The organism is Aeromonas sp. S15(2024) (assembly GCF_041402265.1).
Lineage (GTDB): Bacteria > Pseudomonadota > Gammaproteobacteria > Enterobacterales > Aeromonadaceae > Aeromonas > Aeromonas dhakensis.
This window is the reverse complement of the sequence record NZ_JBGLQY010000018.1, coordinates 21,108-46,296: the sequence shown is the minus strand read 5'-3', so window position 1 is coordinate 46,296 and position 25,189 is coordinate 21,108. Positions and strand designations below refer to the sequence as shown.

Genomic DNA, 25,189 nt, shown 5'->3' with positions numbered 1-25,189 from the left:
GCAGTGGAACCACCTGACCCCATGCCGAACTCAGAAGTGAAACGCTGTAGCGCCGATGGTAGTGTGGCATTCGCCATGCGAGAGTAGGACACTGCCAGGCACCCAATTAAAGAAGCCCGCTCATTTGAGCGGGCTTCTTTAATTGCCTACAATTTCTGATCCCCGCTATTTCTTGGTGCTATGCCTCTTCGGCCTGATCGGCACAGGGCAGCGCCATGTTGACAACCCCTTCCTCCAGCTGAATATCGATCTTGAAGCCGAGTCGCTTGGCAAGATTGATCATGCCGCGATTGCTGGGCATGGTCATGCCGGAGAGCTGGCCAATGCCGCGCTCTTTCGCGTAGCGCACTATCTTCTCCATCATCAGCTTGCCAAGCCCCAACCCTTTCAGGTCGGACCGTACCAGAATGGCAAACTCGGCATCGCTCAGATCCGGTGTCGAAATGGCGCGAACCACCCCTAAAATCTGATCTTTTCGTTCCCCATCCTGTCCTACGGCGACAAAGGCCATCTCCCGGTCGTAATCGATCTGGGTCATGCGGGCCAGCTCCTCGTGCCCCAGCTCCCCCACATCGGCGAAGAAGCGCTTGTACCTGTCTTCATCCGATACCTTGAGGACAAATTGCTTGTGGGCCGGTTCATCCTCCGGCCGGATGGGGCGCAGCAGCACATGGCTCTGATCCTTGAGCCAGGCCCCCTCTTCCAGCTCGGTGGGATAGGGACGGATAGCCAGCCTGCAGCTGCCCTCTTCATGGGGTTGCAGGGTCAGGCTGGCGTCCAGCACCACCATCTCGGCGCCGCAGGCCTGCAGCGGGTGCAGATCCAGCTGCTGGATCTCGGGGAAGGCGAGCAGCAGCTCCGACAGTTGGCACAGCACCTGGCAGAGGGCATCGATATCGAGCCGCTCCGGACTGGCCTGCTCACGGATCTTGCGACTCTTGAGCGCCCCTATGATCTGGTAGCGTGCCAGCGCCTGGTTGAGTGGCGGCAGGGCCGCCATCATCTCCTGCGGTTCAGCCCCTGATTCACCGAGCAGGATGACAGGGCCGAACACCGGGTCTTGTTGCAGCCGGATCCGCAGCTCCAGACCGCCGCTGCGCCGTGCCATCCGCTGTACCAGCAGGCCTTCGATGCGGGCACCGGGGTCGTGTTGCCTGACTCGATCCAGAATGGCGTCCGCAGCCTGGGCGACTTCGGTCGAGGTGCGCAGGTTGAGCATGACGCCGTGTACGGCCGACTTGTGGAGTATGTCTGGCGAGCGCAGCTTGACCGCGACCGGATAGCCGATCTGCTCCGCGGTCAGGGTGGCCTCGATGGCATCGGAGACGATCCAGGTCGGTAGGGTGGAGAGCCCAGCGGCCTGCAAAATGGGGTGTGCCAGATGGGTGTCGAGGGTGAGCTGTTTACGTTCCAGCGCCTGCCGGATCAGCAGTTGGCACTGGTCGACGTTGAGCCTGTCACCCTGCAGCGATGCGGGGGTTTCCATCAGCTGCTTCTGGTTACGGCGGTACTCCACCATATGCATGAAGGCGGCGACCGCACTCTCCGGGGTGCGGTAGGTGGGGAATCCCGCCTCGCTGAACAGCCTGCGCCCCTCCTGGGCTGAATATTCCCCCGCCCAGTTGGTCAGGATATTGAAGCGTCTGGCCCTGGGATGCTGTTTGACGTAGTCGATCAGGCTGCGGGCCAGGGCAGCACCGCGGGCGGTGAGTGAAGGGGCATGGATGAGCAGGATGGCGTCAGCCTCGTCCCCTTGCAGCAGGTCGTCGAGAGCCTGCTGATAGTCATTGATGTCGGCATCGCTGCCGATGTCGCGGGGCGGCATCGCCAGCTTGCCGCCACGCTCCAGCAACTTGTCGATCGCCATGTTGGCCAGGCCACGGCCATTGGAGATGATGGCGAGCCGCTCCCCCTTGAGGGTCAAGGAGTGGCTCAGGGTCTCGACGGCGGCAAACAGTTCGTGGGTATCCCGTACCCGCAGCATGCCGGCCCTGCGGATGGCGGCGTCATAGACGTTGTCGAGCCCGTTGTCCGGCTCATGGCGGCCGCTCTTGAGCACCAAGATGGGCTTGTTGCGGGCGGCGGCGCGGGCAGCCGAGAGAAAATGGCGGGCGTCCTGCAGCTTGTCCATGTAGAGCAGGATGGCGCGGGTCACGCTGTCGCGGGAGAGCTGATCCAGCAGCTGGCCGAAGTTGATATCGCAGTGATCGCCAAGGGAGATGAAGGTCGAGAAGCCGAGTTCATGCTGTTTGGCCCAATCCAGAATGGTGGTGCTGACGGCGGCCGACTGGGAGAGAAAGGCGACCTGACCGGGCTTTGCGGCAATCGGTGAGAAGCTAGCATTGATGCCCTGACCCGGCAACAACATCCCCATGCTGTTGGGGCCGAGCAGGCGGATGTCGTATTGCCGGCTCAGTCGCTGCAGTTGTTCGCGCTCAGGTGGGGTGAAATCGGCCGCCAGTATGATGGCGGCACCCGCTCCCCGCTTGCCGAGCGCCTCGATGAGGGTCAGTACCCGTTCCCGCCGGGTACAGACGATGGCGAGGTCAGGGGCAAGGGGGAGACTGTCGATGTCGGAATAAGCCAGCACGCCGGCAATGGCCTTGCTGTGCGGGCTGACCGGCAGGATGGGGCCCTTGAAATGGCCGGCGAGCAGGTGCCTTATGACCACGTGACCGGCCTTCTGCGGGTCGGTCGAGGCGCCGATGACGGCGATTGACTGGGGTTTGAAGAGCCGATCCAGGCCGCTTGGTTTCATGGGCACTCCCGTGGGTGGCGGATGGTGCCAGTGTAATATGCATTCAGCGCCGGTTCTGTGACCGGCTGCGGATCACTGCTTGGTGAGGGCGTTGGCGCGGAGGTAAAACCTCAGTTCACCCTGGATCTGACGTACCGCTGCCAGGTGGTGTTCCTGCAGATAGATGTCCTGTTCCTGATCCAGCAAGGTTGAGGGTACCCCCAGGCTTTGCAGGTACTCGTCGAACAGCAGCGAGCTGTTGATTTCGATCAGATTGGACATCATGGCGGGACTCCCTCTTCCACTCAGGTTGAACGTTCAGTCTAGTCTCTGATCTGCCCCTTGCCGTAGCTACTGTCATATTTGACATCGAGTCGCTCACATATCCGTGCTGCCACGCGCCCGGCGGTAGAGGAGGAGAGGTTATAGTGAGGAAGTGACAAGGGGAGGAGTGCAATGATCAGGAGCTGGCTATGGTGCGTCATTCTGCTGGCTGGCAGCGTGCAGGCGGCCGAGACTCCCATCAGGGCCTGGAATCTGCTGCTTGATCACCCCAATCCCGCCGTGGCTGCTCTGTTGCGACTCTCCCTCGATCTGACCGTGCCCGAATATGGCCCCTATCGGCTGATTGCCAGTCCGCCGATGGAGCAGGGTCGGGCGGTCAAGGAGTTGCAGGGGGGCGAACTGGTGCAGGTCGGGGTGTTTGCGCCCGATGAGGAGCGCGAGCGCACCCTGCTGGCCATTCATGTTCCGTTGGCGAAAGGGTTGCTGGGCTGGCGGGTGTGCCTCGTTCGGCAGGGGGACGAGGGGCTGTTCGCCAACATACGATCGCTGCCCGACTGGCGGCAGGCAGGGTTTCGCATCGGTCAGCACAGATCCTGGCCTGATACCCGTTTGCTCAAGGAGAACGGCCTCGACGTGGTGGTTGGCGGCCTCTATGAGGCCCTGTTCAACATGCTGCGTAAGCGGCGCTTCGACTGCTTTCTGCGCTCGGTCATCGAGATCGAGGATGAGCTCACACAACATCCTGATCTGGCCATTGAACCCCACCTGGTGTTTCGCTATCCACTGGCGCTGCTGTTCTTCGTCTCACCCAGGTATCCGGAGTTGGCCAAGCGCATCGAGCTGGGGCTGCAGCGGGCCCGCCAGTCCGGTGACTATGAGCGGATATTCGAGGCGGGTTTTGGCAGCACCATCCGGCGGCTGCAGCTCGATCGGCGGGTGATGCTGGAGCTGAGCAATCCGGATCTGCCGGCCGGCAGCCGCGCCATGATGCAGGATCCCTCGCTCATCTATGCACCAGTGTTGCCCGCCTTGTCAGCGCAGTGAACCCTGTCCCCGCGCCGTATCCCAGAAGGCGCGGATCAGCGGCTCTTCCAGCCGCTTCTTGAGCACCGCGATACCGACATCGAATGGCTTGAGCGCCGGCTTGGGCTCGACGATGCGTACCTTCTCACCCATGGGGCTGTGGTCGATCACCGCCGCTGGCACCAGTCCCACGCCGAAGCCGAGCGCCACCATGGCGACAATCCCCTCGTTGCCCGCCACTTCCGCATAGATGTTGGGGGCGATCCCTTTGTTGCGCAGCCACTGATCGCAGCGTTTGCGGGCCAGCCCCTGCTCCGAGAGGATCAGCGGCAGCCGCTCCCAGTCCGGCTCGCCCTGCTGGAACCACTGCCCCTGCTGCGGTGCGGTGCGGGGGGCGATGAACACCAGTGGTACCTGCTGCAGACTGGCAAATTCCAGCTTGGCGGAGAGGGCATCGGGGCGGGCGGCGATGGCGAGATCGGCCTCGTCGGCCAGGATCTTGTCCACCGCCAGCGCCGGGTCGCCGGTCTCCAGCTTGATCTCCAGCTGGGGATAGCGGCGGCGAAAGCGCTCCAGCACCTCGGGTAGCAGGAAGTAGCTGGCGGTGACCGAGCAGAACACCCGCAATCGGCCCTGCAGCGGTTCGTCGCTGCGCTTGAGCTCCTGCTTGAGCTGGCGCCACTCCTGCAGCAGCTCTCCACCAAACTCGCGCAGCTTCTCGCCCGCCGGGGTGAGCCGTACCGAGCGGTTGTCCCGCTCGAACAGCACGCAGCCGGTCTCCTGCTCCAGCCGCTGGATGGCGCGGCTGAGAGTGGAGGGGCTGACCGCCATGGCATCGGCGCTCTTGCCGAAGTGGAGGGAGTCGGCGAGGTGGAGAAACAGCTCGAGATTGCGAAGGTCCATCTTTTCAACTCCTGGTGCGGCATCTCTGCCTGAGATCCTGGGCAGTTGGCATCTACCATCTGGTAGTTCATTTTGCCGGCGATGATGAAGGGTTAACGTTTCAATTATTGCAACGTACTGTTTCGAATATATCAGTTCAGGCAATAAGTGTCCCGCGCTATAGTGGTTTCGACAACGCCGCCATCCGGCATGGAATCAATCGAACGGAGCAATCACCATGGCTAACTATTTCAACACCTTGAACCTGCGTCAGCAGTTGGCCCAGCTGGGCAAGTGTCGTTTCATGCAGCGCGAAGAGTTCGCGGACGGCTGCAACGTGCTGAAGGGCAAGAAGGTGGTGATTGTGGGCTGTGGTGCCCAGGGCCTGAACCAGGGCCTGAACATGCGCGACTCCGGGCTGGATATCTCCTACGCCCTGCGCAAGGCCGCCATCACCGAGAAGCGTGCCTCCTGGCAGAAGGCTACCGACAACGGCTTTGCGGTCGGCACCTATGAAGAGCTGATCCCGACCGCCGATCTGGTGCTGAACCTGACTCCGGACAAGCAGCACTCCGACGTGGTCAAAACCGTGATGCCGCTGATGAAGCAGGGCGCCGCACTGGGCTACTCCCACGGCTTCAACGTGGTGGAAGAGGGTCAGCAGATCCGCTCCGACATCACGGTTGTGATGGTCGCGCCCAAGTGCCCGGGTACCGAAGTGCGCGAAGAGTACAAGCGCGGTTTCGGCGTACCGACCCTGATCGCCGTTCACCCGGAGAACGATCCCCAGGGTGAAGGCATGGCCATCGCCAAGGCGTGGGCCTCTGCCACCGGCGGCGACCGTGCCGGCGTGCTGGAATCCTCCTTCGTGGCGGAAGTGAAATCCGACCTGATGGGCGAGCAGACCATCCTCTGCGGCATGTTGCAGGCCGGTTCCCTGCTCTGCTACGACAAGCTGGTTGCCGAAGGGACCGACAAGGCCTACGCCGGCAAGCTGATCCAGTTCGGTTGGGAGACCATCACCGAAGCCCTGAAGCAGGGTGGCATCAGCCTGATGATGGACCGTCTCTCCAACCCGGCCAAGCTGCGCGCCTTCGAGCTCTCCGAGCAGCTCAAGACCCTGATGCGTCCGCTGTTCGAGAAGCACATGGACGATATCATCGCCGGCGAGTTCTCCCGCGGCATGATGGCCGACTGGGCCGAAGACGACGCCAAGCTGTTCGGCTGGCGCGAAGAGACCGGCAAGTCCGCCTTCGAAAACGCCCCGGCCTTTGCAGGCAAGATTGCCGAGCAGGAGTACTTCGACAATGGCGTGGTGATGGTGGCCATGGTCAAGGCGGGTGTCGAGCTGGCGTTCGAGACCATGGTGGCTTCCGGTATCTACGAGGAGTCCGCCTACTACGAATCCCTGCACGAGCTGCCGCTGATCGCCAACACAGTCGCTCGCAAGCGCCTGTACGAGATGAACGTGGTCATCTCCGACACCGCCGAGTACGGCAACTACCTGTTCGCCAACGCCGCCGTGCCCTTGCTGCGCGAGCACTTCATGCCGACCCTGAAAGCGGGCGACCTGGGTGCCAGCAAGGCGGAAGGGCAGAGCGTCGACAACCTGGCGTTGCTGGCGGCCAACGAGGCGACCCGCAACCACCCCATCGAAGCGATCGGGCAGGTACTGCGCGGTTACATGAAAGACATGAAGCGCATCGCCGTCGGCGGTTAAGCCGGCATCGGGCAGGATGATGAAGGGGCGGGGGTGACGATCCCCGTCGCCGGTCGGGCTGGACACCCGACCGGCCAGCCAGCAAAACCAGCCCGACAGCCATAAAAAAGCCCCGCTCATCGAGCGGGGCTTTTGCATTCAGAAAGGCTGGCTAAATCAGGCTTTCCACGCTTTCCAGGTGTTGATCAGACCGTTGGTGGAGCAGTCGTGGCTGGTGACCGCTTCGGCAGTGTTGAGCTCCGGCAGGATCTTGTTGGCCAGCTGTTTGCCCAGCTCCACGCCCCACTGGTCGAAGCTGAAGATGTTCCAGATTGCGCCCTGTACGAAGATCTTGTGCTCGTACATGGCGATAAGAGCACCCAGGGTTTTCGGGGTCAGGCTCTTGAACAGGATGGAGTTGGTTGGGCGGTTGCCTTCGAACACCTTGAACGGCACCAGATCCTTGACCTGCTCCAGGGTCTTGCCAGCCGCCAGGAACTCGGCTTCGACCTGCTCCTTGCTCTTGCCGAAGGCCAGCGCCTCGGTCTGGGCGAAGAAGTTGGCCAGCAGTTTCGGGTGGTGGTCACCGATCGGGTTGTGGCTGATGGCCGGTGCCAGGAAGTCACAGGGGATCAGCTTGGTGCCCTGATGGATCAGCTGGTAGAAGGCGTGCTGGCCGTTGGTGCCCGGCTCACCCCAGATGATGGGGCCGGTCTGGTAGTCAACCGGCTTGCCGTTGCGATCCACGTACTTGCCGTTGGACTCCATGTTGCCCTGCTGGAAGTAGGCCGGGAAGCGGTGCATGTACTGGTCGTACGGCAGAATGGCTTCGGACTCGGCACCATGGAAGTTGTTGTACCACAGGCCAATCAGCGCCAGCAGCACCGGCACGTTCTGCTCATAGGAGGCAGTGGCGAAGTGCATGTCCATCTCGAAGGCACCTTGCAGCAGGGCTTCGAAGTTCTCGAAACCGACGGACAGGGCGATGGGCATGCCGATGGCTGACCAGGAGGAGTAGCGGCCGCCAACCCAGTCCCAGAACTCGAACATGTTGTTGGTGTCGATGCCGAACTCGGCCACGGCCTTGCCGTTGGTGGAGAGGGCGGCGAAGTGCTTGGCAACGTGGGCCTTGTCACCGGCGATCTTGATGAACCAGTCGCGGGCGGTCAGGGCGTTGGTCATGGTCTCCTGAGTGGTGAAGGTCTTGGAGGCCACCAGGAACAGGGTGGTTTCCGGATCGATCTTCTTCAGGGTCTCGGCGATGTGGGTGCCATCGACGTTGGAGACGAAGTGCATCTGCAGGTGGTTTTTGTAGGGACGCAGTGCCTCGGTGATCATCACCGGGCCCAGATCGGAGCCACCGATACCGATGTTGACCACGTGCTGGATCGCCTTGCCGGTGTAGCCTTTCCATTCGCCGCTGATGATCTTCTCGCAGAAGCCCTTCATCTTGGCCAGCACGGCGTTTACTTCCGGCATCACATCCTTGCCGTCACACTCGATGGGGCGGTCGGAGCGGTTGCGCAGGGCCACGTGCAGTACCGAGCGGCCTTCGGTCATGTTGATCTTGTCGCCATTGAACATGGCGTCGATCGCGCTGCGAAGATCGGTCTCTTTGGCCAGATCAACCAGCAACTTGAGGGTTTCTTCGGTGATCAGGTTCTTGGAGTAGTCGACCAGGATGTCGCCACCGAAGGTGAGGGAGAATTTGTCGAAACGCTGGGGATCCTGGGTGAACAGATCCTTGAGCCGGGTCTCTTTGTTCGCTGCAAAGTGGGCTTCCAGTGCCTGCCAGGCCTGGGTCTGGGTTGGATTGATGTTTTTCATAGGATTATCAGTCTTCCAAGTTGTGTATGAACCTTGCAGGCAAGGCTCCCGCCAAACCTTATTATTCGAGCACTATACCGGGCCCATTATACCGAGCCCATGGTGCGGCCCGTGTAACAGAGCTTTACCAATTGTCTGCCATCGACCGAGTTTACAACCAAAACGCTGCGATTATGAGTCACTCATGGCAGCCGGATCTTGCGTTTGCGCATACTTGGTCGGGCTTGCTGCCGTTGAAAGGGCTTTCAGGGCGGGGGCATGCTGCGGGCGGGGTGGCAACCTGGCATGGCAGCCAAAAGAGTATTCGATAGACGCCTTTTCGCTCATTTCATGCGCAGGCGCAAATTGTCGGCGGCCCAAGATGGCTAGCATGGGTGTCGCATGGACGAGATCTCCCAGGGATGGCTACTGTCTGGAGTGAGGAGATCGCTATGAAAGCTGTGTTGTCCCTGTTTGCCCTTAGCCTGATCGCCACCGGCCTCATCGGCCTGTTGACCCTGGTGCTGACCAGTGCGGCCCCTACCTTGCCGCTGCGGGTACTGGCGGTGATCGGTGCCGTGCTGGGGGGATATGTGCTGGTGCAACCGCTGCTCAACCGGGTGGCAAGTCGGCTGGTGTAAGCCGACGTCCCCGGAATGCTGAAAACAAAGTCCGGCCCATTGTGGCCGGCTTTTTTATGGCCGTGTTCACCCCTGCCGCAGCCAGAGACGACAATGCCAGCCCGAAGGCTGGCATTGTGGGTGGCTGCAAAACCGCGTTTACGCCTGCGGCTTTTGCATGTGCATGACCATCTGCGGGAAGGGGATCTCGATGCCTTCGGCATCGAAGGTGAGCTTCACCTTCTCGTGGAAGTCGAACCAGACTCCCCAGTAGTCGCCGGTCTTGACCCAGGGGCGCACGACTATGTTGACCGAGGAGTCGGCCAGCGCGGCGACGGCGATGGTGGTGGCCGGCTCCTTGAGGATGCGCGGCTCTTCGTTCACCAGCCGCTCCAGGATCTGCTTGGCCTTGCGGAGATCCGAGCCGTAGCCGATGCCGAAGGTCATGTCGACGCGGCGGGTATCCATGCGCGAGTAGTTAACGATAGTGCCGTTGAGGATGGCGGAGTTGGGCACCACCACCATCTTGTTGTCACCTGAGGTGAGAGTGGTGGTGAACAGCTGAACGGATTGCACCACGCCATTGGTGCCTGCCACCTCGATGAACTCGCCTGCCTTGATGGGGCGGAAGATGATCAGCAGGAAGCCGGCGGCGAAGTTGGAGAGCGAGCCCTGCAGCGCCAGACCGATGGCCAGACCGGCGGCACCGATAATGGCGACGAAGGAGGCGGTCTGCACCCCGACCCGGCCCAACGCGGCGATCACCACGAACACCAGGATGGCGTACTTGAGGATGCTGCCGACGAAGTGGGTGACAGTGGTGTCCAGCTTGCGGGACTGCATCACCTTGACCACGGCGCCGCTGATGAGGTTGGCGGCGATGTAGCCGACCAGCAGGGTGAGCAGGGCGGCCGCGATGTTGACGGCATACTCGATCAGCAGGCCCTGGTTGTTGACCAGCCAGGTCTGCGCTTCGGTAATGATTTCGGGTTCCATAGGGTGTCCTGTCAGGCGATAAAAGGTTTATGACGCATGAATCTAACATTGGCATGCGACAGTCCGGGTCGCATCTGGTGCTCACCGCCTCTTTTGTGCCACAAAAAACAAGGGAGGCCAAGGCCTCCCTCTTTACTGCAATCCATCTGGAGCGGCGTGGCCGCGGCTGATTGCGAATGCATTGTCGCCGGGCGTACTGCTCAGCTCTGCAGCAGCTGGCTGCGGATAAACTGCCACTGATCTTCAAACCCGGCGGTGGGTTTGATTTTGAACTCGGAGCGGACGAACTGACTGATCCGCCCCTCGGTATAGGCCAGCAGCAGGTTGGCCAGCATGGTTTCGTCGAGCTGGAAGCCCTGGCCTTCGCGCAGCCGTTTTTCCCGCAGCACCTGCTTGATCTGGGTCTCCAGCTTGTCGAACAGGATGCTGATGCGATCCCGCAGCCGGTCGTGCTCGCCCAGCAGGGCGTCGCCGTTGAGGATGCGGGTGATACCGGGATTGCGCTCGGCGAACACCAGCAGCAGCTGCAGTATGTGGTGACAGCGGCTCATGGTGTCCTTCTCTTCGGCCATGATCAGGTTGACCCGTGACAGCAGGGAATCTTCGATAAAGTCGATCAGCCCCTCGAACATCCGCGCCTTGCTGGGAAAATGTCGATAGAGGGCTGCCTCGGAGACCCCCACCTCGGCCGCCAGACGGGCCGTGGTGATGCGCTGGCCTGGGCTGGTCTCCAGCATGTGGGCGAGCGCCTGCAGGATCTGATCGCGCCGACTCTGTTTCTGATTACTGCTTGCCATGGATTCCCCTAAAAAAACAATGGCCTGATTCTGTTATTAGGCACCGCCGCTCGGGTCGGTGTGGTCTGTTATTGGCGACCAGAAGAACCAAAACCGCCTTCACCCCGTTCGCTCTGATTGAACTCATCGACCAGTTGGAAGCTGGCCTGAACCACCGGCATGATCACCAGCTGGGCGATGCGCTCGCCGGGCTGCATGGTGAACGCCTCTTTGCTGCGGTTCCATACCGAGACCATCAGCTGGCCCTGGTAGTCGGAATCGATGAGGCCGACCAGGTTGCCCAGCACGATGCCGTGTTTATGGCCGAGGCCGGAGCGGGGCAGGATGGTGGCGCACAGGCCCGGATCCTGGATGTGGATGGCCAGCCCGGTCGGTACCAGGGTGGTATCACCCGGGGCCAGCGTCAGCGGGGCATCCAGCAGGGCGCGCAGATCCATGCCGGCGGAGCCCGGTGTGGCGTAGGCAGGCAGCGGATAGTCGGTGCCGATGCGGGCATCCAGAATCTTCAGTTCAATTTGTGTTGTCATAAATCGTTTTTATTGGAGTGGAGGTGGTCGATTGACTGGCTCAGCGCCGGTAATGGCGTGCAATCAGGGCAATCAGGTGACGAGCCAGCGTCAGCTTATCGGCCAGAGGCAGAGGGGCTTGACCCCCTTGCCAGAACACGGTGAGGGCATTGTCATCGGCATTGAAGCCCTGGCCCGCACGGGATACGTCGTTGGCGGCGATCATGTCCAGCCGCTTACGCTGCAGTTTGTCGAGGGCGTATTGTTCCACATCCACGGTTTCTGCGGCAAATCCGACGGTGAAGGGTTTGTCTGACAAGGCCCCCACGGCGGCGATGATGTCGGGGTTTTTGACCAGGGTCAGCTGCATCTGGTCGTTGTCGCCGGTCTTCTTGATCTTCTGCTCGGCCACCTGGGCGGGGCGATAATCGGCGACGGCGGCGCAGCCGATGAAGAGGTCGCTCTCGCCGACCCGGCTCATGACCGCCTGGTGCATCTGCTCGGCGCTCTCGACGTCGACGCGGGTGACGCCGGCCGGGGTGGCCAGTGCCACCGGGCCGCTCACCAGTGTCACCTCGGCACCCGCTTCACGGGCGGCGCGGGCGATGGCATAGCCCATCTTGCCTGAGCTGTGGTTGCTGATGTAGCGCACCGGATCGAGTGCTTCACGGGTCGGCCCGGCAGTCAGCAGCAGCCTGACGCCGGCCAGCAGCGGCTCGGCGGCGAGCTGCTGGCAGCAGCGTTCAACCAGCTCGAGGGGATCCAGCATCCGGCCCGGGCCCACGTCACCGCATGCCTGGCTGCCGGAATCCGGCCCCCACAGCAGGATGCCGCGACTGGCGAGGGTCTTGAGGTTGGCCTGAGTGGCGGCGTTGAGGTACATCTGCTGATTCATGGCCGGCGCCAGCGCCACCGGTGCCGGGGTGGCCAGGCAGAGGGTGGTGAGCAGCTCGTCGGCCATGCCGGCGGCCATGCGGGCCATCAGATTGGCGCTGGCGGGGGCGATCAGCACCAGATCGGCCCACTTGGCCAGCTCGATGTGGCCCATGCCCGCCTCGGCAGCGGGATCCAGCAGACTGTCGGCCACCGGGTGGCCGGAGACGGCCTGCAGGGTCAGCGGGGTGATGAACTCCTTGGCGGAGCGGGTCATCACCACCCGTACCTCGGCGCCCTGATCTTTCAGGCGGCGCACCAGCTCGGCACTCTTGTAGGCGGCGATCCCGCCACTGACACCCAACAGGATGCGTTTATCGGCCAATCTCATCTGCTGTTTCTCTTCCGGCTCACTCTGACTGGTCGGCTAAGATACCACAGGCAGCAGTGGACGACAGAGGCTGACATGGGGGTCTTGTGGCCGGGCTCCCGTGATTTCTTTGCTATGTTTTCTCTCAATAGCGCGAAGGAGAGACAAATGAGCATCAAGGAGTGGCCAGAGGATGAACGACCCCGTGAGAAGCTGCTGCGTCACGGCCCGGGCGGCTTGTCCGATGCCGAGCTGCTGGCGATCTTCCTGCGCACCGGGGTCAGTGGCCTGAGTGCGGTCGATCTCTCCCGCAACCTGTTGAATCAGTTCGGATCGCTGCGCAATCTGCTGGGGGCGGACCGACGTGCCTTCTGCGAGGCGCATGGCCTGGGCCCAGCCAAATATGCTCAGCTGCAGGCGGTGCTGGAGATGGGTAAACGTCATCTGGCGCAGCAGCTGCAACGGGGGGATGCACTCACCTCGCCCCAGCTGACCCGAGACTATCTGCAGGCCCAGCTGCGGGATCGGCCGCGGGAGGTGTTTGCCCTGCTGCTGCTCGACAATCAGCACAGAGTGATTCAATTCGTTGAACTTTTTTACGGCACCCTCGACTCGGCGAGCGTCTGGCCCAGAGAAATCGTGCAGATCGCACTCAAACATAATGCAGCCGCCGTGATTCTGGCGCATAATCACCCGTCCGGCGTCGCCGAGCCCAGTAGGGCCGACCGCCAGATCACGGATCGGATCACGGCCGCCCTGGCCCTGATCGATATCAGAGTGCTGGATCACTTGGTGATCGGTGATGGCATCACGGTTTCTTTCGCCGAGCGCGGTTGGTTATGACTGTGCTCTGGCTCCGTATTAGTTGATCTTTGATCACGGATGCTGTATAAAATGCCGCCTTCTGTTTGCCCCGCAATCGAAGGCCAGCGGGGCAGATATTTGCTCGAGCAATGAAGTAAGATTTGGAGAGACTGACATGTCTAGAGTATGCCAAGTAACCGGCAAGCGCCCGGCAGTTGGTAACAACCGTTCGCACGCTAACAACGCTACCAAGCGTCGTTTCCTGCCGAACCTGCACACTCACCGTTTCTGGGTTGAGAGTGAAAAACGCTTCGTAAGCCTGCGCGTATCCGCAAAAGGCATGCGTATCATCGACAAGCGTGGCGTTGAAGTGGTTCTGGCTGAACTGCGCGCCAGCGGTGTTAAGGTATAAGGAATTAGATCATGGCTAAAGGTATTCGCGAGAAGATTCGCCTGAACTCCAGCGCCGGTACTGGTCACTTCTATACCACTACCAAAAACAAGCGCACCATGCCCGAAAAAATGGAAATCAAAAAGTTTGATCCCGTTGTTCGTCAGCATGTGATCTACAAGGAAGGCAAAATCAAGTAATTACTTGATGCTGCATTCCCAAAAACCCGGCCCTGTGCCGGGTTTTTTTATGGCTGGAATTCAGTACACTGCCGGTTCGAAGGGAGGCTTGTCATGTTCAAATTGAGCCGCAGAGGCTGGAACAACGTGATCATTGTGGTGGTGCTGATCGTGATCACCCTGTTGCACCGGCTGGAGATCGCCCAGCAGGAAAACACCGCCAAGCGGGCGCGTCCGCTGTTGCCGGAGAGCGCCGTGGTGCTCACCTGGCAGGGGCCGAGCTGGCAGATAGAGCGCATCGGACAGGGCTGGCGCAGCGGGCCGGATCTGGGGCTCAGCAGTGCCCAGCTGGCGGCGCACATCGAGGCCTGGCAGGGCTGGTTGCTGCCGCCCGGCGAAGCCGTGCGCGGCAATCCGGTTACCCTCAAGATCTGGGTCGCTGGCCAGAGCGACCCCATCGAGGTGGGGCTCTATCAGGATGACGGCAAGTTTGCCGCCCTGCTGCCCCCCTCGACCTGGCTCAGCCTGAGCCAGGAGCAGTATCGCAGCCTGCTGCGTCCCGCTCCCTAACCCATTTTTCAGCGTCAGCACGAGGATCCCATGCCTGAATTACCGGAAGTCGAAGTCAGCCGCCAGGGCATCTCGCCCTGGCTTACCGGCATCAAGGTCACTAGGGTGGTGGTGCGGGACGGCCGTCTGCGCTGGCCGGTGCCGGGGGAGATCCAGGAGCTGGTGGACCTCACCATCCACCGGGTCAGCCGCCGCGCCAAGTACCTGCTGCTGGAGACCGACTTCGGTACCGCCATCCTCCATCTGGGCATGTCGGGCAGCCTGCGGGTGCTGGACATCGGCACCCCGGCCGAGAAGCACGATCACGTGGATATCGAGCTCGAGAACGGCAAGCTGCTGCGGCTCAACGATCCGCGCCGCTTCGGCGCCCTACTGTGGACCCGCGAGCCGGCCGAGGCGCATGCGCTGCTGGCCAAGCTGGGGCCTGAGCCGCTCACCGACGCCTTCAACGCCGATTACCTGCGTGAGCGTGCCAAGGGGCGCAGCACTGCCATTAAAACCTTCCTGATGGACAACCAGGTGGTGGTCGGGGTAGGCAACATCTACGCCAACGAGGCGCTCTATGCCGCTGGCATTCATCCCAAGCGGGCGGCGGGCAACATCAGCGCCGAGCGGCTGGGCACCCTGGTAGGGGAGATAAAGCGGGTGCTGGCCGAGGCGATTCGGCAGGGCGGCACCACCCTCAAGGATTTCACCAGTGCGGATGGCAAACCGGGTTATTTCGTGCAGCAGTTGCAGGTGTACGGGCGGGGTGGCCAGCCCTGTTTTCACTGCCACACCCTGCTCAGCGAAATCCGGCTGGGGCAGCGCACGACCGTGTTCTGTTCCCACTGTCAGCGCTGAATCGCGGTTTTTTCGGCCTGAAACGGCCAAGTTGTAAGAGAGTATTTCCAGTCTGTTGAATATTTGCTCGCCCGTCACTACTATCTCGGCCGTTCAGGCGGTTTGAGACAATAAAATGACAGCTAAATCAATAGACTGGGACCATTTGTCCCAGCAGGGGCACTATTGTGCCCAAAAAATGGCGCGCTTCCTCTATCCCGATGACAGCGCCCGCAAAACCTTCAATCGCGCCAAGTTCGTGCTGCGCAGCCTGCTCTATCGGCAACAGCTGAGCCGGGTGTTCGAGCTGTTCCAGGCCGAACCGCTCAAGGCCCTGCCTGCCCACTATCCCGAGCTGCTCGACAAGCCGATGCGACCCTATCGCTTCGCCGGCTCCACCGCGACCGAGCGGGCCGAGATGCTGGAAAACCACTATCGGCTGATGCTGGCTCGCTACCCGGATCTGATCGACCCGCTCTATCTGGGGGATGGCATCGAGCTCGGCCGTTATCCCGAGAGCGGCTGCCGCATCGTGCTGCGCCACGACGGCACCTTCCGCCGCGAGGCGGAGCTGGCCCTCTCCATCGTCGACCCGCAGGGCAAGCGGCTCTACAGCTGCGCCTTCTCGCTGGCCGGCACCCCCAACCGGCTGGCGGTGGTGATCGGTTCGGTACAGGGCCCGGAGCCCTGCATCGAGCAGGCGCAGGACAAGGTGCGTGCGCTGACCAAGGAGGGCCACGGTCTACGGCCCAAGTCGCTGGTGGTGATGCTGGTGATGCAGCTGGCCGAGGCGATGCAGGCCGAGCATATCTCGGCGGTGCGGATGAAGGCTCACATCTATCAGGCCCGGCGCTACAGCAAGAAGAAGAAGGCCTGTCTGCAGGCGGACTATGACGAGCTGTGGCAGGAGTTCGGTGCCACCGATCTGGACGCCAACTTCGTGCGGCTGCAGCCCGCCCAGCGCAAACCGCTGGAGGAGATCGCCTCCAAGAAGCGGGCCATGTACCGGCGCCGCTACGAGTGGCTCGATCAGCTGACCCTGGCAGGCCAGCAGCTGCTGGGCCCGCGTCTGGCGGGCTGAGTCGCACAGGCCCCCAGCAGCAAACAGGCTACCCTCGGGTAGCCTGTTTCGTTGTTACTTGGTCTGTTTGGCCTTGATGGCGGCTGCCACTATGGGGTCGACGAACTGGCGGATGTCGCCGCCGTGCAGGGCCACCTCCTTCACCAGGGTGGAGGAGATGAAGGAGTTCTCCTCGGCCGGGGTGAGGAACACGCTCTCCAGCTCCGGCATCAGGCGGCGATTCATGTTGGCCAGCTGAAACTCGTATTCGAAGTCGGAGACGGCGCGCAGACCGCGGATCAGCACGTTGGCCTGCTGCTCCCTGGCGAAATCCACCAGCAGGCCGGAGAAGCCGACCACCTTGACGTTGGGAAGGTGGGCGGTTACCTGGCGGGCCAGCTGCACCCGCTCGTCCAGATCGAACAGCGGCCGCTTGCTCGGGCTGTTGGCCACCCCGACCACCACCTGGTCAAACAGTCTGGCGGCCCGGCCGATGAGATCGGTGTGGCCGTTGGTGACGGGATCGAAGGTGCCGGGATAGATTACCTTGTTGGTCATGCTGCTGATTCCTGCAACCGGGAAATTTGGTCGCATTATAGGGTCTGTTGGGGGATTGGCGCGACCGCCTTGGGGCGAGTTTTGGCGCCCCGATGGTGGCTTTGCCGCGTCAAATCAGCACCGACGGGCGTCTTCGCTTGAGAATAGCGATACATCAGGCAAGAATACCGCATCGCGCATCAAGCCTCCTTGCGTTGGTGACAGGGAGCAAAGGGATTTTTTATGAAACGTATTCTGGTAGTCCGCAATGACAAGATTGGTGACTTCATGCTGGCCTGGCCGAGTTTTGCCATGCTCAAGCGCTCCATGGAGTGTCATGTGACTGCCCTGGTTCCCGCCTACACGGCGCCGCTGGCCCGCCTCTGCCCCTGGATTGACGAGATCATCCTGGATCCGGGCTCACGGGCCGACAAGGAACAACAACGTGCCTTGCAGGCACGCATCAAGGCGGCCGCCTTCGATGCCTCCATCTGCCTCTTCTCCAACTCCCGCAACGCCATGCTGGTGTGGAAGGCGCACATTCCCTACCGGCTGGCGCCGGCCACCAAGCTGGCCCAGGTGCTCTACAACCAGCGCCTGATCCAGCGCCGCTCCCGCTCCCAGAAGCCGGAGTACGAATACAACCTGGATCTGGTGCGCCGTTTCCTTGCCGACCAGCAGGTGAGCGCGGTGGAGCCGCAGGGCCCCTACCTCAGCTTCGATGCCGAGAGCCTGCAACAGGTGCGCGAGCAGGTTGCCGCCCGCCTGCGGCTCGATGCCGGCCGCCCCTGGCTGATGGTGCATGCCGGCAGCGGCGGCTCGGCCAACAACCTCTCCATCGAGCAGTACGCCCGCCTCATCATCAAGCTCAACCAGGCCTGTCCCGAGCTGCAGTGCATCCTGACTGCGGGGCCGGGGGAGGAGAAGATCGCCGAACAGCTGGCGGCCGAGCTGCTGGCCCACGGCGGCAACGGCTGGATCTACCGCTCCGAGGAGGGGCTGCCCAAGTTCTGCCAGGTGATGGCCAACGCCGCCCTGTTCGTGGCGGGCAGTACAGGGCCGCTGCACATCGCCGCGGCGCTGGATGTGCCCACTATCGGCTTCTTCCCGGCGCACCGCTCGGCGACGCCGCTGCGCTGGCGTCCGCTCAACAGCGAGGGGCGCCACCTGGCGTTCAGCCCGCCGGAAGACAGCGATCACCCGGAAGACATGAGTCAGCTCGATCCCAAGACCATGGCGGCGGCGATCGCCCGCTGGGCACCGCCGTTCTGGCGCAGCGAGCAGTGATAGCGGATAGCGCAAATGCAGACAGGGCCCTTCAAGGGCCCTGTCTCGTATGGGGGGCTGCTCGCTGGCAGCCCCCGTCTGCGGCGGTTTACTTGTCCGCCTGTTCCGGTGCCTGCGGCTGCTGGCGGATCCAGAGGTCGGCGTACTTCACGAAGGTGGAGTGGGCCGACAGGATGGCCAGCAGGAGCCCCTGCTTGCCGTCGAGGAAGCCGGCCTTGAGCAGGTACATCTTGAGGAAACAGCCCAGCGCGTGCACCAGCCCCTGGCCGAGGGAGCCCTTCTTGCCGCGGGCGGTGCGCTGATCGGCCCAGGCGCGGGCATAGCCGGCGGACTTGACCAGGTAGTGCTCCAGATCCCGATAGGTGAAGTGGAGCAGGTCGCCGTGCAGGTTGACGATCTTCATGTTGGCACGTACCTCCACCTTCTCGTGCACCAGCACCTCGTTGTAGCTGGTGAGATCCTTGGGATAGAGGCGCAGCACCCGGTCCGGGTACCAGCCGCTGTGGCGGATGAAACGGCCGAACACCCAGGAGAGGCGCGGGATCGAGTAGATGGTGTCGCTGGCCGGGTTGGCCATGACGGCGGCGATGGCGGCTTTCAGCTCGGGGGTGAGCCGCTCGTCCGCATCCAGCCACAGCACCCAGTCGGATTGCACGTGGGACTGGGCGAGCCGGCGCTGGCGGCCGAAGCCCGGCCACACCGGGTTGACGAAGAAGCGGGCGCCGAATTCGGCGGCGATGGCCGGGGTCTCGTCCTGGCTGCCGGAGTCCATGATGACGATCTCGTCGACCAGTCCGTCGAGGGAGGCGAGGCAGGGGCGCAGGTTTTCGGCTTCATTCTTGACGATAAGGACAGCCGCCAGAGTCGGTTTGTTCACGGATTAAAGGCTCTTGTTGGCGCCCGACTGGCGGGCCATGCTCAAATTGGCGCCCATTCTAGCCTAAAACGGCAGGCGGAGCATGGTTCCGGCGGCGGGATACGAGTCGGTTTCAAATGGGTTGTTTTTTGGCGCCAGGATGCATGGCAGCGGGATCTTCTGTTATTTCTCGGGCCATTCTTCGGGCATAATCTCGGCCAGCAACGATTAACCGCAGGGCGTGGCCCTGGAGAAGTGCGAGATGAAAATATTGGTGATCGGCCCCTCCTGGGTCGGCGACATGGTGATGTCCCAGAGCCTCTACAAGGCGATCAAGGCCAACCACCCCGACAGCGAGCTGCACGTGATGGCGCCCGCCTGGTGTGGTGCCCTGCTGGAGCGGATGCCGGAGGTGGACAAGGCCATCCCGATGCCGCTTGGCCACGGCGACTTCAAGCTGGGAGCCCGCCGTCGGCTCGGCAAGCAGCTGGCGGCCGAAAAGTACGATCAGGCCATCATCCAGCCCAACTCCATGAAGTCGGCGCTGATCCCCTGGTTTGCCCGCATCCCGGTGCGCACCGGCTGGAAAGGCGAGCACCGCTTCGGCCTGCTCAACGACATGCGCAGCAACAAGTCCGCCTTTCCGCTGATGGTGGAGGCCTACCTGGCACTGGCCTATCCCAAGGCGCAGATGAAAAGCCGGGCCGACATCCCGACCATCCCCCAGCCGGCCCTCAACGTCGATCTCGTCAACCAGGAGAAGGCGCTGGCGCGGCTCGGGCTGGATCGCGCCCGCCCGGTGCTGGTGCTCTGCCCGGGGGCCGAGTTCGGCCCGGCCAAGCGCTGGCCGGAGGGCCACTACGCCGTGGTGGCACAAAAGCACCTCGACGAGGGCTGGCAGGTGTGGATCTTCGGCTCCGGCAAGGACGTGGCGGTGGCCAATACCATCCGCGACCGGATCAATCCGCTGTCGCGCCCCAACTGCCACGTGCTGGCGGGCAAGACCAGCCTGTACGAGGCGATCGACCTGATGGCGCTGGCCGGGCGGGTGATCGCCAACGACTCCGGCCTGATGCACGTCGCCGCCGCCCTCAACCGGCCGCTGATCGGGGTCTATGGCTCCACCTCGCCGCTCTACACGCCGCCGCTGGCGGACCGGGTCGAGATCGTCCACACCGACATCGAGTGCCGCCCCTGCTTCAAGCGCACCTGTAAGTTCGGTCACCTCAAGTGCCTGATCGAGCTGATGCCGGAGCAGGTCATCGAGGCCGGCCGCCGGCTGGAGTGCAGCGAGACGCCGGCCCCGCCGCTGGCACCCGGTGAACCGCCCCGTTTTGTCGCCGAGCCGGGCAAGCGCGGGGAGCCGCACTAGCATGGGCTATCGGCTGCTCTACAACCTGCTGATCCACCTGGGGCTGCCGCTGGCATTGCTGGCGCTCTACAAGCCGAAGAGGGGCAAGCCCGGTTTTGGCAAGCGCTGGGCCGAGCACCTGGGGCTAACGCCCGCCACCGGGCAGGAGGCGCCGCTCTGGATCCATGCGGTGAGCGTGGGAGAGACGCTGGCCATCAGCCCTTTCATCCGCGCCCTCAAGGCTGAGCGGCCCTTCTTGCCGATCCTGCTCACCACCACCACCCGTACCGGCGCCGAGCAGGCCGCTAGGCTGGGGGATCTGGTGGAGCACCGCTACGCGCCGCTCGACTACCCCTGGGCGGTGGCGGCGTTCCTCAAGGCCGTCAAACCGCGCGCGCTCTGGGTGATGGAAACCGAACTGTGGCCGAACTGGCTGGCCGCCTGCGAGGCGCGCCACCTGCCGGTGACCATCATCAATGCCCGCCTCTCGGAGCGATCCTGCCGGCGTTACGCCCGTTTTCAGGGCGCCTTCGATGCCCTCAGCCGGCCGCTGACCCACCTGCTCTGCCAGCACCAGGACGATGCGGATCGCTTCTATCGGCTGGGGTTGGGGCGCGAGCGGCTGGCGGTGACCGGCTCCATCAAGTTCGACATCCAGCTTGATGAGCAGGTGCAGGCCAAGGGCCGCGCCCTGCGCCAGCTGCTGGGGACGGATCGGCCGGTCTGGATCGCCGCCAGCACCCATCAGGGGGAAGACGAGCAGGTGCTGGCCGCCTTTGATCTGTTGCTCAAACGTCATCCCTCTGCGCTGCTCATTCTGGTGCCGCGCCACCCCGAGCGGTTCGAGCGGGTGGCGGCGCTGTGCGCCCCCTATGGCTGCGTGCGGCGCACGGCGGGCAGTGCGGTGGGCGAGCGCGACAAGGTCTACCTGGGGGATACCATGGGCGAGCTGCCGCTGATGCTGGCAGCGGCCGACGTGGCCTTCGTCGGCGGCAGCCTGGTCAAGGTGGGCGGCCACAACCTGCTGGAGCCGGCGGCGCTCGGCAAACCCTGTCTGAGCGGCCCCGCCTACTTCAACTTCAGCGACATCACCCGCCAGCTGGTGGCCCAGGGTGGCGCCGCCGTGGTGGCCGATGCCGCCGAGCTGGGGGAGCAGGTGAGCGCGCTGCTGGCCGACGAGAGCCGGCGCCGGGAGATGGGCGAGCAGGCCCGCGCCGTGGTGCTGCGCAACCAGGGGGCGCTGGCACGCACCCTGTCTCACTGCCTCGCCAGCCTGGAGAACGACTGAGTCGGGAGTGGTGGGCATAAAAAAACGGAGCGCTTCGCGCTCCGTTTTGCATTTCAGAGGCCGGCTCAGCGCATGATAAGGCCAAGCAGTATCCCCACCACGCCGAAGTCGGCATCGCTGAAGGTGGTGTTGGCAAAGCCGAGATCCCCCAGCACCGGCAGCAGGAACACCGGCAGGAAGGTGATCAGCAGGCCATTGGCGAAGGCCCCGAGCATGGCACCGCGACGGCCGCCGGTGGCATTGCCGAACACCCCGGCCGCCGCGCCGACGAAGAAGTGCGGCACGACACCCGGAATGATGACGGTGAGCCCCAGCAGGTAGAGCAGCACCATGCCCACCAGGCCGGCGGCAAAGCTCGACAGGAAGCCGATCAACACCGCATTGGGGGCATAGGGGAAGACGATGGGGCAATCCAGCGCCGGCTTGGCGTTGGGCACCAGCTTGTCGGAGATCCCCTTGAAGGCCGGCACGATTTCGGCGATGACCATCCGTACCCCCTGCAGGATCACGTAGACCCCGGCGGCGAAGGTGATGGACTGCATCAGGGAGAACATGAACCAGTGCTTGCCCTTGGCGACTTCCGATACGTAATCCGCACCGGCAAACAGAGAGGTGATGAGGAAGATGATGCCCATGGTGAAGGAGATGGCCACCGGGGTATCGCGCAGGAACAGCAGGCTCTTGGGCACCTGCACCTCTTCGCTGCTGTGGGCCTTGTTGCCGAACTTGGCGCCGATCCAGCCGGCCAGCACGTAGGAGCAGGTGGAGAAGTGGCCGAGTGCCACGTCATCGGAGCCGGTGATCTGCTTCATGTAGGGGTGGGCGAGGGCCGGGAACAGCACCATGGTCACGCCGACCACCAGGCTGCCCATCGCGATGAGCGGGATACCGCTCATGCCGCCGGCGGAGAGGATGGCCGCCACCATCATCGACATGAACAGGGTGTGGTGACCGGTCAGGAAGATGAATTTCCACGGGGTGAGCCGGGCGATCAGGATGTTCACCAGCATGGCGAAGAACATGATCATCGCCATCTCCTTGCCGAACGACTGCTGGGCGATGGAGACGATGGCCTCGTTGTTGGGGACGACCCCCTTGATGCCGAAGGCGTGCTGGAAAATGGTGGCAAAGTCACCCAGCGAGTTCACCACCAGGGTGGCGCCGGCCCCCAGGATGACGAAGCCCATGATGGTCTTGACCGTGCCCTTGATGCACTCGGTCACCGGTTTCTTCTGGGCGATCAGGCCGATGAGGGCGATCAGGCCAACCAGCACGGCCGGCTCCGACAGCACGTCAAACATCAGAAAATTGAAAAATTCCATGGTCAGCTCCAAGCAGATGGAAGCGGCGGCTCACCGGCCGCCCAGACAGTCGCAAAGGGGTTAGAGTGCGCCCAGCTCGCGCAGGGCGATGGCGAGTTTTTCTTTCATGGCGGCCTTGTCGACCATGTTGTCCAGCGATACCAGCCGGCCGTCGACCCCCATGCTGATCAGCTGTTCGGCGATGTCGCGGGTGGCGACAAAGATCTCGGCGCTCTCGCTGCCGGCGGAAGCGAGATCCCGGTGATCCACCTCGGCCGTCACGGCCAGCTCCTTGAGAATGCTCTTGATGCTCATCTCCATCATCAGGCTGGTACCCAGGCCGTGTCCGCATACAACCAGAATCTTCATGTTCTCTTCCTCTATCGGGCGCAGGGCGCCACTCAATAACGCGCCAGGATGCGCAAGATGTCGTCTTTGCTGGTGGCCGCCATGATGGCCGCCACGTCTTCTTCATTCATGAACAGCTCGGCCAGCTGGGCGATGGTCTCCACGTGGGAGTTGCTGTCGCTGGCGGCCAGGGTTACCAGCAGCCGGACCGGGTCGTTGCCCTCGAAGCCGAAGTTGACCCCCTCCTTCAGCACGGTCAGCGCCAGTCCCAGCCGGTTGACGCCGTCTTCCGGGCGGGCGTGGGGCATGGCCAGGCCCGGGCCCAGCACGTAGTAGGGGCCGAGCTCTTCGTGGGAGCGATAGAGCGCCGCCACATAGGATGGCTCTATGGTGCCGTTGGCCAGCAGGGGGGCGGTGGCCAGCTCGATGGCGTGACGCCAGTCGCGGGCGCCCGCTTCGATGGAAATGACCTCCTCGGTCAGCAATTGGGTCAGCATGGCAGTGTCCGGGCTGGATAAGATGGCGCCAATCTAGCGATCTTGCCGGCTGATAACTGTGAGCCTGATCGCGAAAGTTAGCGCTACCAGATAGCGCTAACATCGATCTGTGATAGCGCTATCATTTCTCTCACAGAAGGGATTCATCCTGCCCCTTGTCGGCCTCAAAGGGGGTAAAATCCGGTTTGAGCAAATAGTCAGTGCCCCACTTTTGCCTTAAAGTGAGTACCCGTATGCCGAGGAAGGGAAAGGATGTCAGAAGCGAAGAAACGCCGTAGCACGGGTCGGGTGACCCTCAACGATGTGGCCCAGCTGGCTGGCGTGGGGGCCATGACGGTGTCGCGCGCCCTGCGCACCCCCGAGCTGGTATCCGACAAGATGCGCGAGCGCATCGAAGCGGCGGTGGACGAACTCGGCTATATCCCCAATCGGGCTGCGGGGGCGCTGGCGTCCGCCACCTCCCAGACCATAGTGGTGATCGTGCTCAGCCTGACCGACTGCGGCTGCGGCGAGGTAATTGCCGGACTGCAGCAGAGCCTGCGCCGGGAGGGTTACCAGATCATGCTGGGGGATGCCCAGCACCTCAAACAGCAGGAAGAGAGCCTGCTGACCAGTTTCTTGCAGCACAATCCGGCGGCCGTGGTGCTGTTTGGCAGCGATCCCGGCGAGACCATCCGCATGCGGCTGAAGGCGGCTCGCCTGCCGGTGGTGGAGGTGGGGGCCATGGCCCGCAGCCCCATCGACATGAACGTCGGGGTCTCCAACTTCGATGCCGGCTATCAGCTGACCCGCCACCTGATCGAGCGCGGCTACCGCAACATCGGCTTTCTCTGCGCCCGCCAGGAGCAGTGGATGCTGCAGCAGCGCATGCAGGGCTGGCAGAAGGCGCTGCTGGACAATTACCTCTCCCCCGACGCCATCATCAACACCTCGGAGCGACCCAGCTTCAGCACCGGGGCGGCCATGCTGGGGGAGTTCCTGCTGCGCTGGCCCGAGCTGGATGCGCTGGTCTGCGTCAACGACGAGCTGGCGGCCGGGGTGCTGTTCGAATGCCAACGCCGCCACCTGAACGTGCCGGGCAAGCTCGCCATCGCCGGTTTCGACGATCTGGACGTGGCGCGCGCCTGCTATCCGGCCCTCACTTCGGTTCGCATCCCCTATCAGCGGATGGGGCAGGAGGCGGCCGATCTCATCTTGCGTCAGCTGGCCGGTGAACCCGTCATGGGCTCGGCGCTGACCCTCGACTTCCAGCTGCAGAAGCGGCAAAGCAGCTGACCCTTTTCACACTCATCAAAGAGGCAACC

At 62.9% G+C, this 25,189-nt stretch carries 26 protein-coding genes and 1 rRNA gene; 14 read left to right on the top strand and 13 right to left on the bottom strand.

What is annotated here, in order from left to right:
- Window positions 1–100: ribosomal RNA gene (rrf, locus tag ACB033_RS22165) — 5S ribosomal RNA — on the top strand; the annotation flags it as partial.
- A 78-nt stretch (window positions 101–178) separates the two neighbouring features.
- On the opposite strand, the gene ACB033_RS22160 is transcribed toward rrf, so the two are convergent.
- Together ACB033_RS22160 and ACB033_RS22155 are read right to left on the bottom strand one after the other, a co-directional pair.
- On the bottom strand, window positions 179–2,758 hold the full coding sequence (locus ACB033_RS22160) for a bifunctional acetate--CoA ligase family protein/GNAT family N-acetyltransferase (protein WP_139726424.1): 2,580 nt from the start codon (window positions 2,756–2,758) through the stop codon (window positions 179–181).
- Between the two features lie 72 nt (window positions 2,759–2,830).
- Window positions 2,831–3,022 (bottom strand): hypothetical protein, encoded by a 192-nt coding sequence (locus ACB033_RS22155; RefSeq protein WP_005307455.1) that lies wholly within the window; start codon window positions 3,020–3,022, stop codon window positions 2,831–2,833.
- 171 nt (window positions 3,023–3,193) lie between these two features.
- On the opposite strand from ACB033_RS22155, the gene ACB033_RS22150 reads away from it, so the two are divergent.
- Window positions 3,194–4,066, top strand: a complete 873-nt coding sequence (locus ACB033_RS22150) for a hypothetical protein (RefSeq protein ID WP_371140759.1) — start codon at window positions 3,194–3,196, stop codon at window positions 4,064–4,066.
- Here the strand turns inward: ACB033_RS22150 and ilvY are convergent.
- Complete coding sequence (ilvY, locus tag ACB033_RS22145; RefSeq protein ID WP_139726422.1) at window positions 4,055–4,948, bottom strand: HTH-type transcriptional activator IlvY; 894 nt, start codon at window positions 4,946–4,948, stop codon at window positions 4,055–4,057. The genes ACB033_RS22150 and ilvY overlap by 12 nt on opposite strands.
- 217 nt (window positions 4,949–5,165) lie before the next feature.
- On the opposite strand from ilvY, the gene ilvC reads away from it, so the two are divergent.
- The gene (gene ilvC, locus ACB033_RS22140) at window positions 5,166–6,647 is read left to right on the top strand and encodes a ketol-acid reductoisomerase (protein WP_139726421.1); all 1,482 of its coding nucleotides are present in this window, start codon (window positions 5,166–5,168) and stop codon (window positions 6,645–6,647) included.
- Between the two features lie 156 nt (window positions 6,648–6,803).
- Here the strand turns inward: ilvC and pgi are convergent, their stop codons facing one another.
- Entirely contained in the window at window positions 6,804–8,453 is a 1,650-nt protein-coding gene (pgi, locus tag ACB033_RS22135; RefSeq protein ID WP_139726420.1) for a glucose-6-phosphate isomerase, read from the bottom strand.
- 431 nt (window positions 8,454–8,884) lie between these two features.
- Here pgi and ACB033_RS22130 point away from each other — a divergent pair, with 431 nt between their 5' ends.
- Entirely contained in the window at window positions 8,885–9,073 is a 189-nt protein-coding gene (locus tag ACB033_RS22130; protein ID WP_139726418.1) for a holin, read from the top strand.
- A gap of 138 nt (window positions 9,074–9,211) precedes the next feature.
- On the opposite strand, the gene ACB033_RS22125 is transcribed toward ACB033_RS22130, so the two are convergent.
- The 4 genes from ACB033_RS22125 to coaBC form a co-directional block, all read right to left on the bottom strand.
- Window positions 9,212–10,048, bottom strand: a complete 837-nt coding sequence (locus ACB033_RS22125) for a mechanosensitive ion channel domain-containing protein (protein WP_005307473.1) — start codon at window positions 10,046–10,048, stop codon at window positions 9,212–9,214.
- Window positions 10,049–10,248: 200 nt separating this feature from the next.
- Entirely contained in the window at window positions 10,249–10,845 is a 597-nt protein-coding gene (gene slmA / locus ACB033_RS22120; RefSeq protein ID WP_005307475.1) for a nucleoid occlusion factor SlmA, read from the bottom strand.
- Between the two features lie 68 nt (window positions 10,846–10,913).
- Entirely contained in the window at window positions 10,914–11,372 is a 459-nt protein-coding gene (gene dut / locus ACB033_RS22115; protein WP_139726417.1) for a dUTP diphosphatase, read from the bottom strand.
- A gap of 40 nt (window positions 11,373–11,412) precedes the next feature.
- The gene (coaBC, locus tag ACB033_RS22110) at window positions 11,413–12,615 is read right to left on the bottom strand and encodes a bifunctional phosphopantothenoylcysteine decarboxylase/phosphopantothenate--cysteine ligase CoaBC (protein ID WP_010635526.1); all 1,203 of its coding nucleotides are present in this window, start codon (window positions 12,613–12,615) and stop codon (window positions 11,413–11,415) included.
- Between the two features lie 147 nt (window positions 12,616–12,762).
- Here coaBC and radC point away from each other — a divergent pair, with 147 nt between their 5' ends.
- The 6 genes from radC (at window position 12,763) to ACB033_RS22080 (ending at window position 16,441) form a co-directional block, all read left to right on the top strand.
- Window positions 12,763–13,437: a DNA repair protein RadC gene (radC, locus tag ACB033_RS22105; RefSeq protein WP_005307485.1), complete on the top strand. Its 675-nt coding sequence runs from the start codon at window positions 12,763–12,765 to the stop codon at window positions 13,435–13,437.
- 136 nt (window positions 13,438–13,573) lie between these two features.
- The gene (gene rpmB / locus ACB033_RS22100; RefSeq protein ID WP_005307492.1) at window positions 13,574–13,810 is read left to right on the top strand and encodes a 50S ribosomal protein L28; all 237 of its coding nucleotides are present in this window, start codon (window positions 13,574–13,576) and stop codon (window positions 13,808–13,810) included.
- 11 nt (window positions 13,811–13,821) lie between these two features.
- Window positions 13,822–13,989, top strand: a complete 168-nt coding sequence (rpmG, locus tag ACB033_RS22095) for a 50S ribosomal protein L33 (protein WP_005307500.1) — start codon at window positions 13,822–13,824, stop codon at window positions 13,987–13,989.
- 93 nt (window positions 13,990–14,082) lie between these two features.
- Window positions 14,083–14,538, top strand: a complete 456-nt coding sequence (locus ACB033_RS22090) for a hypothetical protein (protein WP_139726416.1) — start codon at window positions 14,083–14,085, stop codon at window positions 14,536–14,538.
- 30 nt (window positions 14,539–14,568) lie between these two features.
- Complete coding sequence (gene mutM, locus ACB033_RS22085) at window positions 14,569–15,381, top strand: bifunctional DNA-formamidopyrimidine glycosylase/DNA-(apurinic or apyrimidinic site) lyase (RefSeq protein WP_010635525.1); 813 nt, start codon at window positions 14,569–14,571, stop codon at window positions 15,379–15,381.
- A 178-nt stretch (window positions 15,382–15,559) separates the two neighbouring features.
- Entirely contained in the window at window positions 15,560–16,441 is an 882-nt protein-coding gene (locus ACB033_RS22080; RefSeq protein ID WP_010635524.1) for a VirK/YbjX family protein, read from the top strand.
- A 54-nt stretch (window positions 16,442–16,495) separates the two neighbouring features.
- Here ACB033_RS22080 and coaD read toward each other — a convergent pair whose 3' ends face one another.
- A complete protein-coding gene (gene coaD, locus ACB033_RS22075; protein ID WP_017780816.1) occupies window positions 16,496–16,978 on the bottom strand; it encodes a pantetheine-phosphate adenylyltransferase in 483 nt (160 codons plus the stop codon).
- Between the two features lie 222 nt (window positions 16,979–17,200).
- Between coaD and ACB033_RS22070 the strand changes: the two genes are divergently transcribed.
- On the top strand, window positions 17,201–18,244 hold the full coding sequence (locus tag ACB033_RS22070; protein ID WP_005307516.1) for a glycosyltransferase family 9 protein: 1,044 nt from the start codon (window positions 17,201–17,203) through the stop codon (window positions 18,242–18,244).
- 88 nt (window positions 18,245–18,332) lie between these two features.
- On the opposite strand, the gene ACB033_RS22065 is transcribed toward ACB033_RS22070, so the two are convergent.
- Window positions 18,333–19,121, bottom strand: coding sequence for a glycosyltransferase family 2 protein (locus tag ACB033_RS22065; protein WP_017766505.1), 789 nt, complete (start codon window positions 19,119–19,121; stop codon window positions 18,333–18,335).
- A 241-nt stretch (window positions 19,122–19,362) separates the two neighbouring features.
- On the opposite strand from ACB033_RS22065, the gene waaF reads away from it, so the two are divergent.
- Both waaF and waaA read left to right on the top strand, forming a co-directional pair.
- Window positions 19,363–20,472, top strand: a complete 1,110-nt coding sequence (gene waaF, locus ACB033_RS22060; RefSeq protein WP_139726415.1) for a lipopolysaccharide heptosyltransferase II — start codon at window positions 19,363–19,365, stop codon at window positions 20,470–20,472.
- Between the two features lies 1 nt (window position 20,473).
- Window positions 20,474–21,739: a lipid IV(A) 3-deoxy-D-manno-octulosonic acid transferase gene (waaA, locus tag ACB033_RS22055; protein WP_139726414.1), complete on the top strand. Its 1,266-nt coding sequence runs from the start codon at window positions 20,474–20,476 to the stop codon at window positions 21,737–21,739.
- A 65-nt stretch (window positions 21,740–21,804) separates the two neighbouring features.
- On the opposite strand, the gene ACB033_RS22050 is transcribed toward waaA, so the two are convergent.
- The 3 genes from ACB033_RS22050 to ACB033_RS22040 are packed head-to-tail and all read right to left on the bottom strand — an operon-like array spanning window position 21,805 to window position 23,885.
- Window positions 21,805–23,061 carry a PTS ascorbate transporter subunit IIC gene (locus ACB033_RS22050; RefSeq protein WP_139726413.1) on the bottom strand — a complete coding sequence of 419 codons (1,257 nt, stop codon included), beginning with the start codon at window positions 23,059–23,061 and terminating at the stop codon, window positions 21,805–21,807.
- A gap of 60 nt (window positions 23,062–23,121) precedes the next feature.
- Window positions 23,122–23,409 (bottom strand): PTS sugar transporter subunit IIB, encoded by a 288-nt coding sequence (locus tag ACB033_RS22045; RefSeq protein ID WP_005307531.1) that lies wholly within the window; start codon window positions 23,407–23,409, stop codon window positions 23,122–23,124.
- Window positions 23,410–23,441: 32 nt separating this feature from the next.
- Window positions 23,442–23,885, bottom strand: coding sequence for a PTS sugar transporter subunit IIA (locus ACB033_RS22040; protein ID WP_017780820.1), 444 nt, complete (start codon window positions 23,883–23,885; stop codon window positions 23,442–23,444).
- Window positions 23,886–24,137: 252 nt separating this feature from the next.
- On the opposite strand from ACB033_RS22040, the gene ACB033_RS22035 reads away from it, so the two are divergent.
- On the top strand, window positions 24,138–25,160 hold the full coding sequence (locus tag ACB033_RS22035; RefSeq protein WP_371140758.1) for a LacI family DNA-binding transcriptional regulator: 1,023 nt from the start codon (window positions 24,138–24,140) through the stop codon (window positions 25,158–25,160).
- Window positions 25,161–25,189: the final 29 nt, after the last annotated feature.